12 protein-coding genes, 2 pseudogenes and 1 riboswitch are annotated in these 17,171 nt (G+C 66.2%); of the genes and pseudogenes, 1 reads left to right on the top strand and 13 read right to left on the bottom strand.

All coding sequences use genetic code 11. The features are described 5' to 3' along the window. Window positions 1-57 precede the first annotated feature (57 nt). Complete coding sequence (locus GGR73_RS09930) at window positions 58-624, top strand: hypothetical protein (RefSeq protein WP_184456739.1); 567 nt, start codon at window positions 58-60, stop codon at window positions 622-624. A gap of 9 nt (window positions 625-633) precedes the next feature. Here the strand turns inward: GGR73_RS09930 and GGR73_RS09925 are convergent, their stop codons facing one another. The 13 genes and pseudogenes from GGR73_RS09925 to GGR73_RS09865 form a co-directional block, all read right to left on the bottom strand. Next, window positions 634-1,770 (bottom strand): hypothetical protein, encoded by a 1,137-nt coding sequence (locus GGR73_RS09925; protein WP_166770968.1) that lies wholly within the window; start codon window positions 1,768-1,770, stop codon window positions 634-636. A gap of 429 nt (window positions 1,771-2,199) precedes the next feature. Then, entirely contained in the window at window positions 2,200-2,934 is a 735-nt protein-coding gene (locus GGR73_RS09920) for an adenosylcobinamide-GDP ribazoletransferase (RefSeq protein ID WP_046343895.1), read from the bottom strand. Next, window positions 2,931-3,557 (bottom strand): annotated as a pseudogene (locus GGR73_RS09915) (histidine phosphatase family protein). The gene GGR73_RS09920 and the pseudogene GGR73_RS09915 overlap by 4 nt, the downstream one beginning before the upstream one ends. Further along, window positions 3,554-4,600, bottom strand: a complete 1,047-nt coding sequence (cobT, locus tag GGR73_RS09910) for a nicotinate-nucleotide--dimethylbenzimidazole phosphoribosyltransferase (RefSeq protein ID WP_024940845.1) — start codon at window positions 4,598-4,600, stop codon at window positions 3,554-3,556. The pseudogene GGR73_RS09915 and the gene cobT overlap by 4 nt, the downstream one beginning before the upstream one ends. After that, a pseudogene (locus GGR73_RS09905) lies at window positions 4,597-4,747 on the bottom strand (bifunctional adenosylcobinamide kinase/adenosylcobinamide-phosphate guanylyltransferase); the annotation flags it as partial. The gene cobT and the pseudogene GGR73_RS09905, both read right to left, overlap by 4 nt. 44 nt (window positions 4,748-4,791) lie before the next feature. Further along, window positions 4,792-6,669, bottom strand: coding sequence for a TonB-dependent vitamin B12 receptor (btuB, locus tag GGR73_RS09900; protein WP_184456737.1), 1,878 nt, complete (start codon window positions 6,667-6,669; stop codon window positions 4,792-4,794). Window positions 6,670-6,785: 116 nt separating this feature from the next. After that, window positions 6,786-7,008: riboswitch (cobalamin riboswitch) on the bottom strand. A gap of 746 nt (window positions 7,009-7,754) precedes the next feature. Next, a complete protein-coding gene (locus GGR73_RS09895) occupies window positions 7,755-9,041 on the bottom strand; it encodes an aminotransferase class I/II-fold pyridoxal phosphate-dependent enzyme (protein ID WP_184456735.1) in 1,287 nt (428 codons plus the stop codon). A 210-nt stretch (window positions 9,042-9,251) separates the two neighbouring features. Beyond that, window positions 9,252-11,837, bottom strand: a complete 2,586-nt coding sequence (gene clpB / locus GGR73_RS09890; protein ID WP_024940653.1) for an ATP-dependent chaperone ClpB — start codon at window positions 11,835-11,837, stop codon at window positions 9,252-9,254. A gap of 198 nt (window positions 11,838-12,035) precedes the next feature. After that, on the bottom strand, window positions 12,036-12,839 hold the full coding sequence (locus GGR73_RS09885; RefSeq protein WP_184456733.1) for an ATP-binding cassette domain-containing protein: 804 nt from the start codon (window positions 12,837-12,839) through the stop codon (window positions 12,036-12,038). After that, on the bottom strand, window positions 12,836-13,630 hold the full coding sequence (gene ssuC / locus GGR73_RS09880; RefSeq protein WP_184456731.1) for an aliphatic sulfonate ABC transporter permease SsuC: 795 nt from the start codon (window positions 13,628-13,630) through the stop codon (window positions 12,836-12,838). The genes GGR73_RS09885 and ssuC overlap by 4 nt, the downstream gene beginning before the upstream one ends. A 127-nt stretch (window positions 13,631-13,757) precedes the next feature. Continuing rightward, window positions 13,758-14,756 (bottom strand): aliphatic sulfonate ABC transporter substrate-binding protein, encoded by a 999-nt coding sequence (locus tag GGR73_RS09875; protein ID WP_104609125.1) that lies wholly within the window; start codon window positions 14,754-14,756, stop codon window positions 13,758-13,760. Continuing rightward, window positions 14,753-15,793, bottom strand: coding sequence for an L-glyceraldehyde 3-phosphate reductase (gene mgrA, locus GGR73_RS09870; RefSeq protein ID WP_184456729.1), 1,041 nt, complete (start codon window positions 15,791-15,793; stop codon window positions 14,753-14,755). Before mgrA ends, GGR73_RS09875 begins: the two co-directional genes overlap by 4 nt. A gap of 16 nt (window positions 15,794-15,809) precedes the next feature. After that, window positions 15,810-17,138, bottom strand: a complete 1,329-nt coding sequence (locus GGR73_RS09865; protein ID WP_126966277.1) for an LLM class flavin-dependent oxidoreductase — start codon at window positions 17,136-17,138, stop codon at window positions 15,810-15,812. Between the last annotated feature and the right edge of the window lie 33 nt (window positions 17,139-17,171).

The raw sequence follows: 17,171 nt of genomic DNA, 5'->3' as shown, positions 1-17,171 counted from the left end.
CGACAAGAATTGCACGAAACCGTATGTCAAAGACCAACGAATGGAGAACGATTTTAGATGAAGAATTGGCTGATCGGCTTAGTAATCACCATGGCATGGACTAGCCCCTGCGTTGCTCAAATCGCCCCTGAGTTGCTCGGGGGCGCGGATCCGGATAAGCCGATGTTTAGCGAATCCTTCTACAAGGGGATCGAGGGCAATTGGGTGCTGGTACGCGAACCCGTCAACACCGGGTACCACTGCTCGGTTAATTTCATCACGCCAGATTCCACCTTGTCGTTTCGCGGTCCCGCCGACGCTGGGATGGCGAGAAAGGGTCATGGCAGTCTTTGGTTCATCAGCGAGGCAATCCCCCCGGTGACAAAGCCCGAGATCGCTCCGATCACGTTGTCATCTACCAACCACCCTACGCAGAATGTTCAGGCCGCCCATGTGAGCATGCCTGGCCAGAGCAGTGGGGCGTTGTTGCTGACCATCGACGTGCAGAAATCGGTACAGGAAAAGCCGGACAGTAATGAGCTCGCCATCCAGCTTCAGGGGAAAGAGGTGTTCCGGTCAAAAGTTGTCCAGTTGCAGCTGGCGTATCGCCAGCTTTCGGCTTGCATGAGCGCGGCTCGAAAATAGACCATGATTTCAGCCGTTTGGCACGTTCAAGATGTCGGCGCAGGCGCGACCCATCCCGCTTGTGTCGCCACTTGAATCAACGAAGATATTCACATCGGCAACCCTCAGCATCCCGGCGCTGTCCGGGATCAGCGCATAGCGAACGTTGCAACTTTTATAGCCGCCGCCAGTGTAAGTCGCGCCGGTCACGAGATTCTGCCACATGACGCGATTGTCAAAGGCCTGCCCATAAGAGAGCGTCCGCGCGATCCCGGCCTGACGGACAGCGGGGTTGCCGTTCGCGGCGACGACCTCTTGCTCAGTCTTACCCAGCCACACCTGGATCAGGAGCGATTCACTGCGCGATAAACGCCTTTTCCCACGGTATTCAGCGGCGATCTGAGTAAAGTCCATATCGGCCTTCATTGCCGCCAGGTTGCCCTGTACCCTCCCCTGCGCTTCGGTTACTTGTTGCTGCATTTGGGCCAATTTTGCCGTGAGCGCTGCCGATTCTGCTGGCGTCAGCTTGCGGCCGCGATTGATCGCAGGCTTCGGCACGTCAGACCACAGCGTTTCCCAGGTAAAATCGGCAAGCGAACTCATCGACAGTCCGGCGGGGACCAGTTCCAGTCCATTCAAGCCGATGGCTGCCAGTTTCGCTCGCAATGTATCGGACTTAACCACACGATCGACCGCCGCAGCTTGTTTGGCATCGCCAATGCTGGCACTGTTGCAGGCTACATTCCATGCCTGTCGCATCGTGTAGCTGGTCGTGCTTTGCCAATCGGTGGGCTGCAGATCAATGATCGCCGGATCCTGTTTCATGGTCTTTGCGCCGCTGGCCACCCGGAATTCTACGGAATCCGGCGTGTCTAATATGCCGGTTGAATCAGCCTTGTGCTTGGGTGCGCCACGGCCGCGCCGAATCGATTTGGGGCATTTGAACTGAAGTTGATATTCCAACCATAGGGGTTGGTCGACCGCTTCATAGACCATCGTCAAATCAATCTGAATGACACGGTTTGAGTCAGGATTTGCGAGATCATCATTGATCGGCGTGTGGTCCATAATTGCGTCACTGGCGTAGACGTTGACACGCTTTCCGGCTGCACCTTGCATATCGATCAGAAACTCGCTGGCCCCGACTTGCGTTGCGATGGCCATAATGCCCGCGCCGATTACGAGTTTTGTGATTTGTCGTGTCATGAGCGCTTCCTTACCCGTTATGTCAACTCGCGCTCTACCGCGCACGTATATTACTGATATCAAGACGTTCTCAAAATTTGAGTACGCAATTTTGAAGCTTCTGCCGGAACCTGGCGTTTCCAGGTCGATTGTGCTGCAGCGACGTCGGAAATGCTAAGCCTTGTTGCGGAACGCTCTCGTTAGCCTTGTAGACCAAGCGAGGGACTTCTCTGAGTGCCGGGAAGCCACGAGCGACGCTGGCGTTGCACCTGCACCGGAGAACTCAGCAGATGACGCACGCTGACGGATGCCGTTGGTCGCAGCGCCCACGGCCGCTACGCAGGCGCAGACGATGCGCGGGCTGGGGCATCAGTCGTGAGGACGATTACGTCAGCTGCAGCGCCTGCCTGTTCAAGCCGACCACAGCGCCAGCGTCACCAGCAAGGCCGTTTCGGTCAGTTCTACCAATGCGCCGCAGGTATCGCCGGTCATGCCGCCAAGGCGCTGCAGGCAGCCGCGGCGCCAGAGTGCGAACACCAGTGCGGTGATACCAACGCACAACGCCGCGGTGGCCAGCCCGGCAACGATGCACACCGCGGTGCCGGCGCTCAGCGCCAGCCACAGGCCTGCACGTGGGGCGCCCGACAGTGCGCTGCCCAGCCCGCCGGCGCGCACATACGGCGTACTTAGGAACGCGGCAACCAGCGCGCTGCGCGCCAGTAGCGGCGCCAGCCATAGCGTGGTGGGCGCCTGCGCCAGCAGGCTGGCCAATGCGGCGCATTTGAGCAGCAACACCAGCACCAGCGCAGTCACCGCCATCGGGCCGCTGGTGGGGTCCTTCATGATCGCCAGCGTGCGTGCGCGGTCGCCCATGCCGCCGACCCAGGCGTCGGTCGTGTCGGCCAACCCGTCCCGGTGCAGGGCGCCGGTCAGCCAAGTCCATGCACTCAACAACACTGCCGCGCCCAGCAGTGGCGCCACATCGCGCAGGCACCCTGTCAGGCCGCACAGCAGCGCACCGAGCAGCAGGCCGACCGCCGGATACCACGGCAACGAACGCGCCTGCGCGCCCGGCCGAGCGAACACCGCGCCGGGCACCGGAATGCGGGTCAGGAAGCCGATCGCCGCGAGCAGCCCGTTGATCATCCGGCGTCGCGTGCCGACTGCGGCGCTGCCGACGGCTCCGACGGCTCCGACGGCTCCGACGGCAGCGCCGCAGCGACGCCGTTGGCCGGTGGCCAGGCCAGCGGATGCAGCGAGGCGTGCGGCACCGCCAGCTCGGTCATGCGGGCGAATCCGTTGCCGGCCACCATGCAGCGCAGCGCGGATCGCACCGCCGTGGGTGACCACCAAGACACGTCGGTTCGGATGGGCGCCAATGATCGCATCGAGTGCGGCAGACAGGCGCGCGCAGAAATCGGCAAACGGCTCGGCCTGCGGCGGCGGGTAGCGCAGCGGGTCGGCCCAGAAGCGGCCGAGCGCTTGTCCTTCGTCGCGATCGATCTCGGCCACCGGCACGCCCTGCCAGCGGGCGAAGTGATATTCGCGCAGCCGCGCGTTCAGCTGCAACGGCACCCCACGCGCGTGGGCCAGTTCGGTGGCGAAGGCCGCGCAGCGCTGCAAGCTGGACGACACCACCACGTCCCATTCGCCTGCGGCGATGGCTACGCGCAATTGCTGCCATCCCAACGCGGTGAGGGGTCGTCGAGCTAACCGCGGTCGCTGCGCTGGCCGGTGCCGTGCCGCAGCAGGCTGATCTGCACACTCATGCGTCGGACACGCCGGCTTCGGCAAAGGTGGCCATGCCGTTGTGCAAGGCGCAGGCGTGACGCAGCAGCGGAATCGCCACCGCTGCGCCGCTGGCCTCGCCCAGACGCAGGTCCAGCTGCAGCAAGGGTTCGGCATCCAGCGCGCGCAGCAAGGCGGCGTGGCCGCGCTCCTGCGAGCGATGCCCGAACAACAGCCATTCGCGCACGCCGCCATTGAGATGGGTGGCGACCAGCGCTGCAGCAGTGCTGATGAAGCCATCCACCAGCACCGGAATCCCGGCCTGCGCAGCGGCGATGTAGGCACCGACCAGGGCGGCGATCTCGAAACCGCCCAGCCGGCGCAACCGCTCCAGCGGAGTCGCAGCATCGGCATGCAGGGCCAGCGCACGGGTGATCACGGTGGCCTTGTGGGCGATGCCCTCGGCATCCAGCCCGGTCCCGGCGCCAGCCATCGCCTGCGGAAACTGCGACAGCAGCGCGCAGCCCAACGCCGCGGCCGAGGTGGTGTTGCCGATGCCCATTTCGCCGCCGACAAACAGCTGCGTGTCGCAACTCTTTGCCTGCGCGACGCTTTCGGCGCCCGCGGCAAGCGCGTCGCGCAGCTGGGTGGAGCTCATCGCCGGCTGCTCGCAGATGTTGGCACTGGCCGGGGCGATCCAGGCACGCCGCACCCGCGGCAACTCGCCCGGGTCGTTGACAACGCCGAGATTGACCACTTCCAGGCGCGCACCGAGCTCGCGCGCCAGCACCGCAATGGCGGCGCCACCGCGGGCGAAATTGCGCACCATCTCGCCGGTGACCGCCTGCGGAAACGCAGACACGCCCTCGGCGGCGACGCCATGGTCGGCGGCATACACCGCGATCCAGACCCGCTGCACGGTGGGGTGCTCATTGCGCTGCCAGGCCGCCAGCTGCACTGCCAGCTGTTCCAGCCGGCCCAGCGCGCCGTGCGGCTTGGTCAGTTGCTCCTGCCGCGCCAGCGCAGCCGCGCGCACGCGCGCGTCCGGCACCGCACAGGCACCATGGATCCAATCGCTTGTCACACCGCCTCTCCCGTCAGAACCATCGGCAAACCTGCCATCACCAGCACCACACGCTCGCACTGTAGCGCCAATGCCTGGTGCAGCCGGCCTGTCGACAAATCGAGGCGTGAGTTCGCCCAGCGGCACGGCGCCCTGCCCCGCTTCGTTGCGCGCTCACCCCACAGTGCGCATGCCCGGCGCAACAGCCGCGCTTACTGCGCGGCCTGATAACGCAACGTCAGCAGATAATTGCGCCCGGGCTGCGCGTACCAGCGTGCGGTTTCGTACTGGCGATCGAACACGTTGTTGGCGGTGAGCGAGACCTTCCAGTCCGCAGTCACGGCATAGCTCACGCGCAGATCCAGCAACCCGTAACCGGCCAGCTGCTCGGTGTTGGCCAGATCGTCGAAGCGCTTGCCGGACCCGAACAGGCTCGCGCCGACGCCGAATGCACCGAAGCTGCGGTCCGCATCGATGCGCCCGCTCTGCCGCGCGCGCCGCGGCAACCAGTTGCCGTTGTTGACCTCGCCATCGGCTTGCGGCTGCAGCCAGGTCAAGGCGCTGCGTACGGTCCAGCCGGCCAGCTCGGTGTCGTAGCCGGCTTCCACGCCGCGGATGCGCGCCTGATCGATATTGTTCGGCTGCCCGAACGGATGCGCCGCATCCACCAACGACGCGTCGTAGGCGATCAGATCGTCGATGCGGGTCTGGAACGCGCTCAGCGTCCAGGTGCCCCAGCCGTAGCTGCCGCGCAGGCCGAGCTCGGCGCTCTTGGAGGTTTCCGGCCCCAGCAACGGATTGCCGAAATCGGGGTAATACAACTCGTTGAAGGTCGGTGCCTTGAACGCGGTGCCGTAGCTGGCGGTCAGGCGCAGATGCTCGGCAACATCCCAGCCCCACAGCAGGCTGCCGGTGGTCTTGCCGCCGAACTGGCTGTTGTCGTTGCGACGCAGGCTGGCCTGCAAGGACTGCGCACCGAAGCTCTGTTGCCACTGCGCGAATGCGGCGCGGTCGATGCGGCTGTCGGCATCGTAATTGTCGCTGCTGGCGATGGCGTCACGCTGCCAGTCGAAGCCGACCGTGAACAGGCCCGCGCCGGCAGCGATATCGGCCTGCAACGTGCCCTGCTTGCGGCGGGTGTCATAGGTGGACAGATACGCACCATCGTAATACGCATCGCTGAAGTCGGAACTGCTGCCGACGCTGGCAGTGAGCTTGACCGCATCGGTGGGCGCGTAACGCACACGGCCACCGACCGCCTGCTGCACGCCCTTGGACAGGTTGCCGCCGAAGGCCGAGCCGTCGTATTCGTTGCGGCTTTGCGCGCGCAAGGCATGCACGTCGGCATCCCACTGGCGATTGAAGCGCCAGCCACCCTGCATGCTCAGCGAATCGTTGCGGTAGCCATCGCGATCCGGGTCGTAGTCGCTGGAGCTGGTGTCCAGATACGCGTTGATGCCGTCGGTTTCGTCATGCACCGCGTTGGCCGAATACCAGCCACCGCTTTCGCTCAGATCGCCTGCACTGCGCCCGGCCAGGCCCGCGCTATAGCGGCGCGCATTGTCGCTGCCGGCCGCCGCGCTGAAGGTGGGTACGAAGCGGCCTTGCGGGCGCCGGGTAAAGATCTGGATCACCCCGCCCAGCGCCTCGGAACCGTACAGGCTGGAGAACGGACCACGCACGATCTCGATGCGCTCGATCTGCTCGATCGGCAGATCCTGCAACGCCGCCCCGCCCGAGGTGGCCGAACCGATGCGCACGCCATCGATCAGCACCACCACCTGATCGGACTCGGTGCCGCGCAGGAACAGCGAGGTCGGCTTGCCCGGGCCGCCGTTGTTGGCCAGCGCCACCCCGGCTTCGCCACGCAGCAGGTCCTGCAGCGAATTCACCTGGCGACGCTCGATCTGCGCGCGGTCGATCACGGTGACCGGCGCCAGCGTCTGGTCCTGGGTCTGCGCAGTACGCGAGGCGGTGACCACGACCTGGTCGAGATCGATGGCGGCCTCGGCACGGGCCAGGGTGGCCACGCACAGCGACAGCCCCACGGCCAGCACCGCACGACGCGGCAAAACGGAAGAAAGGGACATCGACTGCTGCTCCTGGAACCGCGCCTACCCGCGCGGGGGCAATGGGGACGGCAGGCAGCAACGGGCCAGCCGTCCAACGCGGCAGCGCCAGACGATCAAGGCCACGCCCACCGCGTGCCGGTTCAATCCCTCAGGCCGGTCTCCGGGCTCGCGAGTGGAAGCCTGCGCCTCCGATGCCGCGCCTTCCCATGCGACTGCACAGTGGCGTGTTGCGGCATCTGACCTCGCCCACCGTTGCGGGGGCAGCTCCGGCATTGCAGTTCGCCAAGGCGATCCGCGCACCGGATTCCCGTTTAAACCACCGCAACTCCGGCAGTCACCTCAGGGGCGCGCATGGTAGCAGGATTGGCCCAGGGCGCCTCCGAGGTCTGCGACAGGCGGCCAGGCGCAACGCGTCGCCACGCGTCTGGATGGCGAATGGCCGATTCCTTCTCCCACCGGGAGAAGGTGCCCCGAAGGGGCGGATGAGGATACGGAGCGAGGCCTCATGCAATGGATGGAAGCAGCATGCCGGGGCTGCCGGCATGGCCGCATGCCTGCCACCGAGCGTCATCTCGCACATGCGAGTGGGCTTCGCCCCCGTACCCTCACCCCAACCCCCGCTCCACGCGCCAGCCCGCGCTTGCGGCGCGGGCGCTCCCTGGCACGCGCGCCATGGCGCGCCAGCTGTGCATCCTCTCCCCGACGGGAGAGGGGCTTCGGGCAACTTCGTCATGACCGCGTTCAGCACTTTTCGAAGTCGCGGCAACAACGTGCCGAGGCGGCAGCGTGGCCGGGGATTGGCGGAGAGCGGCACAGGGATGTGCCGCGACGGCGAGTCAGACAGGATGTCTGCCGAGCCGAAGAGCCGATCCCCGGCCGCGCTGACGCCCTGACCGAAGCCAGAGACAGACGGCGTACTTGGCGGTGCCTGGAGAACCCGTACCCTCACCCCAACTCCCGCTCCGCGCCCCGGCCCGCGCTTGCAGCGCGGGCGCTCCAAGGCACGCGCGACCATGGCGCGCCAGCTGTGCCTCCTCGCCCCGACGAGAGAGAGGCTAGCTCGTGTCTTCCCGCACTCCTGCTCAGGTCACGGCTATCAAACTTCACGCCCCCTGCAGCGCCTGCTCCAGATCCGCCAGCAGGTCGTCGATGTGCTCGATGCCGATCGACAGCCGCACCGTGTCTTCGCTGACCCCGGCATGTTCCAGTTCGGCCGGGCCCAACTGACGGTGCGTGGTCGATGCCGGATGCGTTGCCAGCGACTTCGCATCGCCGATGTTCACCAACCGCGTGAACAACTGCAACGCATCCAGAAAACGCGCGCCGGCCACGCGTCCGCCGGGCAGGCCGAAGGTCAGCACGCCCGAACCATGCCCGCCCAGGTACTTCTGCGCCAACGCATGCTCCGGATGATCCGGCAGCGCGGCGTAATTGACCCAGGCAACCCGCGGGTGCTGCTGCAGATACGTCGCAGTCGCCAGCGTGTTGGCATTGATGCGCTCCATCCGCAACGGCAGCGTTTCGATGCCTTGCAGGATCAGGAATGCGTTGAACGGCGACAGCGCCGCGCCGGTATTGCGCAGCGGCACCACGCGCGCACGGCCGATGTACGCCGCCTCGCCCAGCGCTTCGGTGTAGACCACGCCGTGATAGCTCACGTCCGGCTCGTTGAGCCGTGCAAACCGCTGTTTGTGCGCCGCCCACGGGAAGCGCCCGCTGTCCACGATCGCCCCGCCGATGCTATTGCCATGGCCGCCCAGATACTTGGTCAGCGAGTGCACCACGATGTCGGCGCCGAAGTCGATCGGCCGCAGCAGCGACGGCGTGGCCACGGTGTTGTCCACGATCAGCGGCACGCCATGCGCATGCGCCACCGTGGCCACGGCCTCGATATCGGTGATGTTGCCGCGCGGATTGCCGATCGACTCGACGAATACCGCCTTGGTACGTTCATCGATCAAGCCGGCAAACGCCTGCGGATCGCGATAATCGGCAAAACGCGTGCCGATGCCGAACTGCGGCAAGGTATGCGCGAACAGATTGTAGGTGCCGCCGTACAACGCACTGGAGGAGACGATGTTGTCGCCGGCCTCGGCGATGGTCTGGATCGCATAGGTCACCGCGGCCTGCCCGGAGGCCAGCGCCAATGCACCGATGCCGCCTTCCAGCGCAGCCACGCGCTGCTCCAGCACGGCGTTGGTTGGGTTCATGATGCGGCTGTAGATATTGCCCTGCACCTTGAGGTCGAACAGGTCCGCGCCATGCTGGGTATCGTCGAAGGCGTAGGCGACGGTCTGGTAGATCGGCACCGCCACCGCCCGCGTGGTGGGATCGGGCTGGTAGCCGCCGTGCACGGCGATGGTTTCGGGCTTCCACTGCGGATCGGTCATGGCGCGGCTCGCTCGGACAGGAGTGCCGACCATAGCCGGCCCTGCACGCGTGTCTGCAAACCAGCGGTGATGACCTTATGCCGCCGCGTTGTGAGCACGGACGATACGCCGCATGCGCCATCCCCCTCATGCAAACGGGCACTGCCTGCGCAGTGCCCGTTGCTTGCTTCAACCGCTGCCAGCGATGCGGCGCACAACCGGCGCCGCGTCTCAGCCCTTGCCAAACACCAGCCGCCCACCCTCGGCACGCACGCGCACGGTGTCGCCGCCGAGGTACTGGCCGGACAGGATCTGCTGGGCCAGCGGGTTTTCCACCTGCGACTGGATCGCACGCTTGAGCGGGCGGGCTCCATACACCGGATCAAAACCGACATTGCCCAGCAATTCCAGCGCGGCATCGTCCAGGTCCAGCTTGAGGCCGCGCTCGGACAGGCGTTTTTCCAGGCCATGCAACTGGATGCGCGCGATCGACTTGATCTGCGCCTTGTCCAGCGGATGGAACACCACGATGTCGTCGAGCCGGTTGATGAACTCCGGGCGGAAATGCGCTTGCACCACGCCCATCACCGCTGCCTTCATCTGCGTATAGGCCTCGGCGCTGCCGTCGCCGGACAGCTCCTGGATCTGGTGCGAGCCCAGGTTGGAGGTCATCACGATGACGGTGTTGCGGAAGTCCACCGTGCGGCCTTGGCCATCGGTCAGGCGGCCGTCGTCGAGCACCTGCAGCAGGATGTTGAAGACATCGGCATGCGCCTTTTCCACCTCGTCCAGCAGGATCAGCGAATACGGGCGCCGCCGCACTGCCTCGGTCAGATAGCCGCCCTCCTCATAGCCCACATAGCCCGGAGGCGCGCCGATCAACCGCGAGACCGAGTGCTTCTCCATGAACTCGCTCATGTCGATGCGAATCATCGCCTCGGTGCTGTCGAACAGGAAATCCGCCAGCGCCTTGCACAACTCGGTCTTGCCCACGCCGGTCGGGCCCAGGAACAGGAACGAGCCGCTCGGACGATTGGGATCGGACAGGCCGGCGCGCGAACGCCGCACCGCGTCGGAGACGACCTTGATCGCCTCGTTCTGGCCGACCACGCGCTGATGCAGCTCGTCTTCCATGCGCAGCAGCTTGTCGCGTTCGCCCTCGAGCATCTTGTTGACCGGGATACCGGTCCAGCGCGACACCACCTCGGCAATTTCCTCGGCGGTCACCCGGTCCTGCACCAGCTTGAAGTCGTGATGTTCGACCTCGTTGGCCAGCGCCATCTGCTTTTCCAGCTGCGGCAGCACGCCGTACTGGATCTCGCTCATCTTGGCGTAGTCCTGGCGCCGTTGCGCGGCCTCCAGTTCCAGCTTGGCGTGCTCGATCTGCTCCTTGACCTTGGTGGTGCCCTGCAGTGCGGCCTTTTCCGACTTCCACAACTCGTTGAGGTCGTAGAACTCGCGCTCGAGCTTGTCGATGTCGGTTTCCAGATCGGCCAGGCGCTGACGCGAGGCGTCGTCCTTTTCCTTCTTCAGCATCTCGCGCTGGATCTTGAGCTGGATCAGGCGACGCTCCAGGCGATCGAGTTCCTCCGGCTTGGAGTCGATCTCCATGCGGATGCGCGATGCCGCCTCGTCCATCAGATCGATCGCCTTGTCCGGCAGCTGGCGGTCGGTGATGTAGCGGTTGGACAAGGTGGCGGCGGCAACGATCGCCGGGTCGGTGATCTCCACGCCGTGATGCACCGCGTAGCGCTCCTTCAGCCCACGCAGGATCGCGATGGTGTCTTCCACCGTCGGTTCGCCCACGAACACCTTCTGGAAGCGCCGCTCCAGCGCCGCGTCCTTTTCGATGTACTTGCGGTATTCGTCCAGCGTGGTGGCGCCGATGCAATGCAGCTCGCCGCGCGCCAGCGCCGGCTTGAGCATGTTGCCGGCGTCCATCGCGCCATCGGCCTTGCCGGCGCCGACCATGGTGTGCAGCTCGTCGATGAACAGGATGATCTGGCCTTCGTTCTTGGACAGGTCGCTGAGCACCGCCTTTAGCCGCTCTTCGAACTCGCCGCGGAACTTGGCGCCAGCGATCAGCGCGCCCATGTCCAGCGACAGCACGCGCTTGCCGCGCAGGCCTTCGGGCACTTCGCCGTTGATGATGCGTTGCGCCAGGCCTTCGACAATGGCGGTCTTGCCCACGCCGGGTTCGCCGATCAGCACCGGGTTGTTCTTGGTGCGCCGCTGCAACACCTGAATGGTGCGGCGGATTTCTTCGTCGCGGCCGATCACCGGATCGAGCTTGCCGCTCTCGGCACGTGCGGTCAGGTCGATGGTGTATTTTTCCAGCGCCTGGCGTTGTTCCTCGGCGTTTTCCGATTGCACGGTCTCGCCGCCGCGCAACTTGTCGATGGCGGCTTCGATCTTCTTCTTGTCGCCGCCGGCCGCGCGCAGGGCCACGCCCAGCGGGCTGGCATCGTCGGCGGCGGCCAGCACGAACCACTCGCTGGCGATGAAGGCGTCGCCATGTTGCTGGGCCAGCTTGTCGGTCTGGTTGAGCAGGCGGTTGAGATCGTTGCCGATCGACAGGTTGCCTTCCTGCCCGGAGACCTTGGGCAGCGTGTCCAGCGCCTCGCCCAGCCGCTCGCGCAGCAGCGGCACGTTGACGCCGGCCTGCGACAGCAGCGGGCGTGTGCTGCCGCCACTCTGGTCGAGCAATGCGGCGAGCACGTGCACCGGCTCGATGATGTTGTGGTCGCGGCCCACGGCCAGCGACTGCGCGTCGGCCAGCGCCTGCTGGAACCGCGAGGTGAGCTTGTCCATCCGCATGGGGATAATCCTCTGAACTGGTGGCCGGCGACGCCGACGATACCGTGCAGATGCGGCTGCCGTGCGGGGTTTCAAGGTTTGGCGGCTGCGCAGGTGCCGATGCGGGGCAGCAGGACCGGCTCACACACGGTGGCGCCTGGGCTGGGCGGTGTTGGTTCGCCCACTGACCTGGATTACCCCAGGCCGACGGACACGTCGTTACACGATCCGCCGCAGCGGCAGCGACGCAGGCGCCACGGCAGGATTCTCCGCAGCCGCTGGCGCCGGCACGTGCGACGCCCCCAGCAGACGCGACAGCACCTGCGCCTGGATTGCCGCCAGGGCCGGCGCGCCGGGGGCACGCGGATGCGGCACCGGCACCGGCAGGTCCAGGCCGACCTGGCCATGCTCGATCAGCACGATGCGATCGGCCAGCGCACTCGCCTCGGCCACATCGTGGGTGACCAGCACCAGGGTGAAGCCGTACTGCCGCCACAACTGCACGATCAGCTGCTGCATCTCGATGCGCGTCAACGCATCCAGTGCGCCCAGCGGTTCGTCCAGCAACAGCAGCCGCGGCCGGTGTACCAGTGCGCGCGCCAGGGCCACGCGCTGGCGTTGACCGCCGGACAGCGCCGCCGGCCACTCGCCACCGCGTGCACCCAGCCCCACCGCATCCAGCGCCGCCTGTGCCTGCGCACGCCCGGCACGCCCCAGGCCCAGCGCCACGTTGTCGATCACGCGCTTCCACGGCAGCAGCCGCGCGTCCTGGAACATCAGCCGCACCGCATCGCGCTGCGCAGCCAGCGCTGCATGACCGCTGTCGACGGTGCCGGTATCGGCCGCTTCCAGCCCGGCGATCACGCGCAGCAAGGTGCTCTTGCCGCAGCCGCTGCGCCCGACCACCGCCACGCAGGCGCCAGGCGCGATCTCAAGGTCGACGCCACGCAAGACCTCGCTGTCGCCGTAGCGCTTACCGATGCCGCGCAGGCTCAGCGGCAGGCCGGTGTCGGCCGCGCTCACCGGCGCAGCTCCGCACGCTGTTGCTGCGCCGGATGCCAGCCCAGCCACCAGGCTTCCAGCCCGCGTGCGGCCAGATCGGCCAGCTTGCCGAGCAGCGCGTACAGCACGATGGCCACCAACACGATGTCGGTCTGCAGAAACTCGCGTGCGTTGGTGGCCAGATAGCCGATGCCGGAACTGGCGGAAATGGTTTCGGCCACGATCAGGGTCAGCCACATCAGGCCCAACGCAAAGCGCAAGCCGACCAGAATCGACGGCAATGCGCCGGGCAACAACACATCGACAAACAGCTGCGGGCCGCGCAAGCCGTAATTGCGCGCCATCTCGATCAAGGCCGGGTCCACGCTGCGGATACCGTGATAGGTATTGAGATAGATCGGGAAGAATGTGCCCAGCGCCACCAGGAACAGCTTGGCGCCCTCGTCGATCCCGAACCACAGGATCACCAGCGGAATCAGCGCCAGATGCGGCACGTTGCGCAGCATCTGCAAGGTGCTGTCGAGCAGGCGTTCGGCCATACGCGACACGCCGGTGAGCAGGCCCAGCGCAAACCCGATGCTACCGCCGATGGCCAGGCCCACCGCCGCACGCCAGCTGCTGATCGCCAGGTGTTGCCACAACTCGCCGGTTTGTACCAACGTCACTGCGGCACGCAATACCGCATCCGGTGCGGGCAGGATGCGCTGCGGCAACCAGCCGCCGGAGGCCGCGACCTGCCAGGCCACCAGCAAGGCCAGCGGCACTAGCCAGGGCACCAGCACGTTGCCTAGACGCTGCGAGCGGCGACTCATCGCACGGCCTTGCTGGTTGGGCGATGCAGCGAAACAACGGCGTGCGTCTGCCCGCTCACGGATGCTCGGCATGCGTTCCGGCCTGCGCATGCGCTCCTGCTTGCGAGTGTATTCCTGCTTCCATGCATCACTTGCCCGCCGCCTGCTTGCCTGCCGCTTGCACCGCGGCAACTGCGGGCGCCCGCCATACCGCCGGGGCCACCAGCACGCGTTTGGGCAGCAGGCGCTGCGCGTAGAACAGATCGGCGGTGGCCTGCTGCGCCTTGATGACCTCGGCGCTGAGCGGTTGCACGCTGGCCGGCGGGCGATGCGTCAGCGTGCGCTCGACCACCGCAGGCGACAGCCCGCTGACCTGCGCCAGCACCTTGATGCTGCCGGCGCGGTCGCGCTCCAGCAAGCCATCGGCCTGGTTGAGCTGCAGCATCACCTGCTGCACGAACGGACCCCACGCGGTGGCGTAACGCCGCGAGGATAGAAAGAACCCGCCGGTCAATCCCAGCCCTTCGCCATTGGCGAGCAGGCGTGCGCTGCCATCCAGCGTCAATGCCGAATACCACGGGTCCCAGATCGCCCAGGCATCCACCTGCCCGGCCGCGAATGCCGCACGTGCGTTGGCCGGCGACAGATACAACGGCGTGATGTCGCGCATGCTCAGGCCGGACTTGGCCAACAACCGCAGCAGCAGGTTGTGCGCGCTGGAACCCTTCTGGAAGGCCACCCGCTTGCCCTTGAGGTCGGCCACCCGCCGCAGCGTGCTGCTGGCCGGCACCAGAATGGTCTCGGCCTTGGGCGTGGGCGGGACCCAGCCCACGTACAGCAGATCGGCACCGGCGGCCTGCGCGAACAATGGCGGAATATCGCCCGCACCGCCCAGGTCGATGCTGCCCACGTTCAAGGCTTCCAGCAGCTGCGGGCCGGCCGGAAACTCGACCCAGCTGATTCTGGTGCGCGGGAAGCGCTGCTCCAGCAACCGATGCTGCTTGGCCAGCACCAGGCTGGACACCGCTTTCTGATAGCCGATACGCAACTGCGCCGGCTCGGCCGCCGCTGCGGGTTGCAGCCACGCGATGCCGGACAACAGCAATGCAGCAATCAAAAAGCGGTAGCGCATCGGAGCGTTCCTCATTGCCAATCGGTGGACGGTTTTTCCCAGAGGTTGACGCCACCCTCGACCGCAAAGCGGTCGATCTCGGCCAACTCGTCCGCACTGAACCCGGGCGTCTGCAGGGCCGCGACGTTTTCGATCAACTGCTCCGGGCGGCTGGCGCCCAGCAATGCCGAGCTCACCCGTGAGTCGCGCAACACCCAGGCCAGGGCCAGCTGCGCCAGGCTCTGCCCACGCCGCTGCGCGATCGCATCCAGCCCGCGTGCGCGCTGCAGGTTGGCCTCGGACAGATGTTCCGGCCGCAGCGAGTCGCCACCGGGACGATTCACGCGCGCGTCGCCGGGTACGCCATTGAGGTACTTGCCGGTCAACAGGCCCTGCGCCAGTGGCGTGAATGCAATCACCCCCGCGCCGACGTCGTCGGTCGCATCGAACAGCTCATGCTCGGCCCAGCGATTGAACAGGTTGTAGGCCGGCTGGTGGATCAGCAGCGGCACCTTCCACTCGCGCAGCAACGCGGCGATCTCGCGCGTGCGCGCCGCCGAATACGACGACACGCCCACATACAGCGCCTTGCCCTGCTGCACTGCGCTGGCTAATGCGCCGGCGGTCTCTTCCAGCGGCGTGTCCGCATCGAAGCGGTGCGAGTAGAAGATGTCCACGTAGTCCACGCCCAGCCGCTGCAGGCTCTGATCCAGGCTGGACAGCAGGTATTTGCGCGAACTGCCGCCCTGCCCGTACGGACCCGGCCACATGTCCCAGCCGGCCTTGGTGGAGAGGATCAATTCATCGCGATACGGCTTGAAGTCTTCACGCAGCAGGCGGCCGAAGTTGATTTCCGCGCTGCCATACGGCGGGCCGTAGTTGTTGGCCAGATCGAAATGGGTGATGCCCAGATCGAAGGCGGTCCGCAGCAATGCGCGCTGCGTGTCGATCGGTGTGCTGTCGCCGAAGTTGTGCCACAGGCCCAGCGACAGCGCAGGCAGGACAAGGCCGCTGCGGCCGACACGGCGGTAGGCGATACGGTCGTAACGATCGGGATGTGCGAGATAGGTCATCAGGGTATCCGGTGAGTCAGCGTGCGCTGAAGCGATTGACGGGGCGTGCCAGCCCCAGATGATCGCGCAGGGTGCGCCCTGCATATTCACGCCGGAACAGTCCACGCCGCTGCAGCTCGGGCACCACGTGCGTGGCCACATCGGCCAGGCCGCCGGGCAGATGCGGCACCAGCACGTTGAAACCGTCCGCGGCCCCGCCTTCGAACCAGGCCTGCAGCTCGTCGGCAATCTGTGTCGGCGTGCCGATCAGGCTGTAGTGCCCGCGTCCGCCTGCGATGCGCCGACCGAGCTGGGCAATGCTCAGCTGCTCCTGTCCGGCCAGCTCGGTGAACAACTGCTGGCGGCTGCGCTGGCCGGTTTCGGTGAGCGGCAATTCCGGCAACGGGCCATCGGGCGGATAGCCGGACAGGTCGAAGTTGCCCAGCATGCGCGACAGCAGCGCGATGCCGACCTCCGGCTCCACCAACTCCTGGAACTGCGCAAACTTGTCCTGCGCCTCGGCCTGGCTCTGCCCGACCACGATGAACACACCCGGCATCACTTTCAACGCATCGCGCGCGCGCCCGAACTGTTCCAGCCGCCCCTTGATGTCGGCATAGAACGCCTGCGCCTTGGCCAGCGACGATTGCGCGGTGAACACCACCTCGGCGGTTTCCGCAGCCAGCGCGCGCCCGGGCTCGGACGAGCCGGCCTGCACCAGCACCGGATGCCCCTGCGGCGCACGCGCGATGTTGAGCGGGCCGCGGACCTGGAAGTGCGCGCCGCGATGATCCAGCACATGCAGCCGCGCCGGATCGTAGTGCACGCCTGCAGCGGTGTCGGCGATGAAGGCATCGTCGTCCCAGCTGTCCCACAGCCCCGCGACCACCTGCTGGAATTCGCGCGCCCGCGCATAGCGCTCCGCATGCACGTAATGCGCGTCGCGGTTGAAGTTCAATGCTTCGTCGGCGGCATCGGAGGTGACCAGATTCCAGCCGGCACGCCCACCGGACAGATGATCCAGCGAGGCGAACTTGCGCGCCACGTGATACGGCTCGTTGTAGCTGGTGGTCATGGTGGCGATCAGGCCGATGCGCTCGCTCACCACCGCCAACGCACTCAGCAGCGTGAGCGGTTCGAACAGGCTGGAACGCGCCATCCGCGACGCCACCGGCCCACCAGCTGCAGCCAGGCTGTCGGCGACAAACACCGCATCGAACTTGGCGGCTTCGGCGATGCGCACCATCTCGCGATAATGGTCGAACACCAGCGGGTCGGCACTGGCCTGCGGGTGCCGCCATGCGGCCACGTGATGGCCGGTGGCCATCAGGAACGCACCGAGCGAGAGCTGTCGTGCAGCGCTCATGGCAGCCCACCGTGCGGTGCGCCTGCATTGCTC

It is taken from the genome of Xanthomonas sp. F14 (assembly GCF_014199865.1).
Note: the sequence above shows the minus strand (reverse complement) of the source record. Positions and strands in the feature narration are given on the sequence as shown.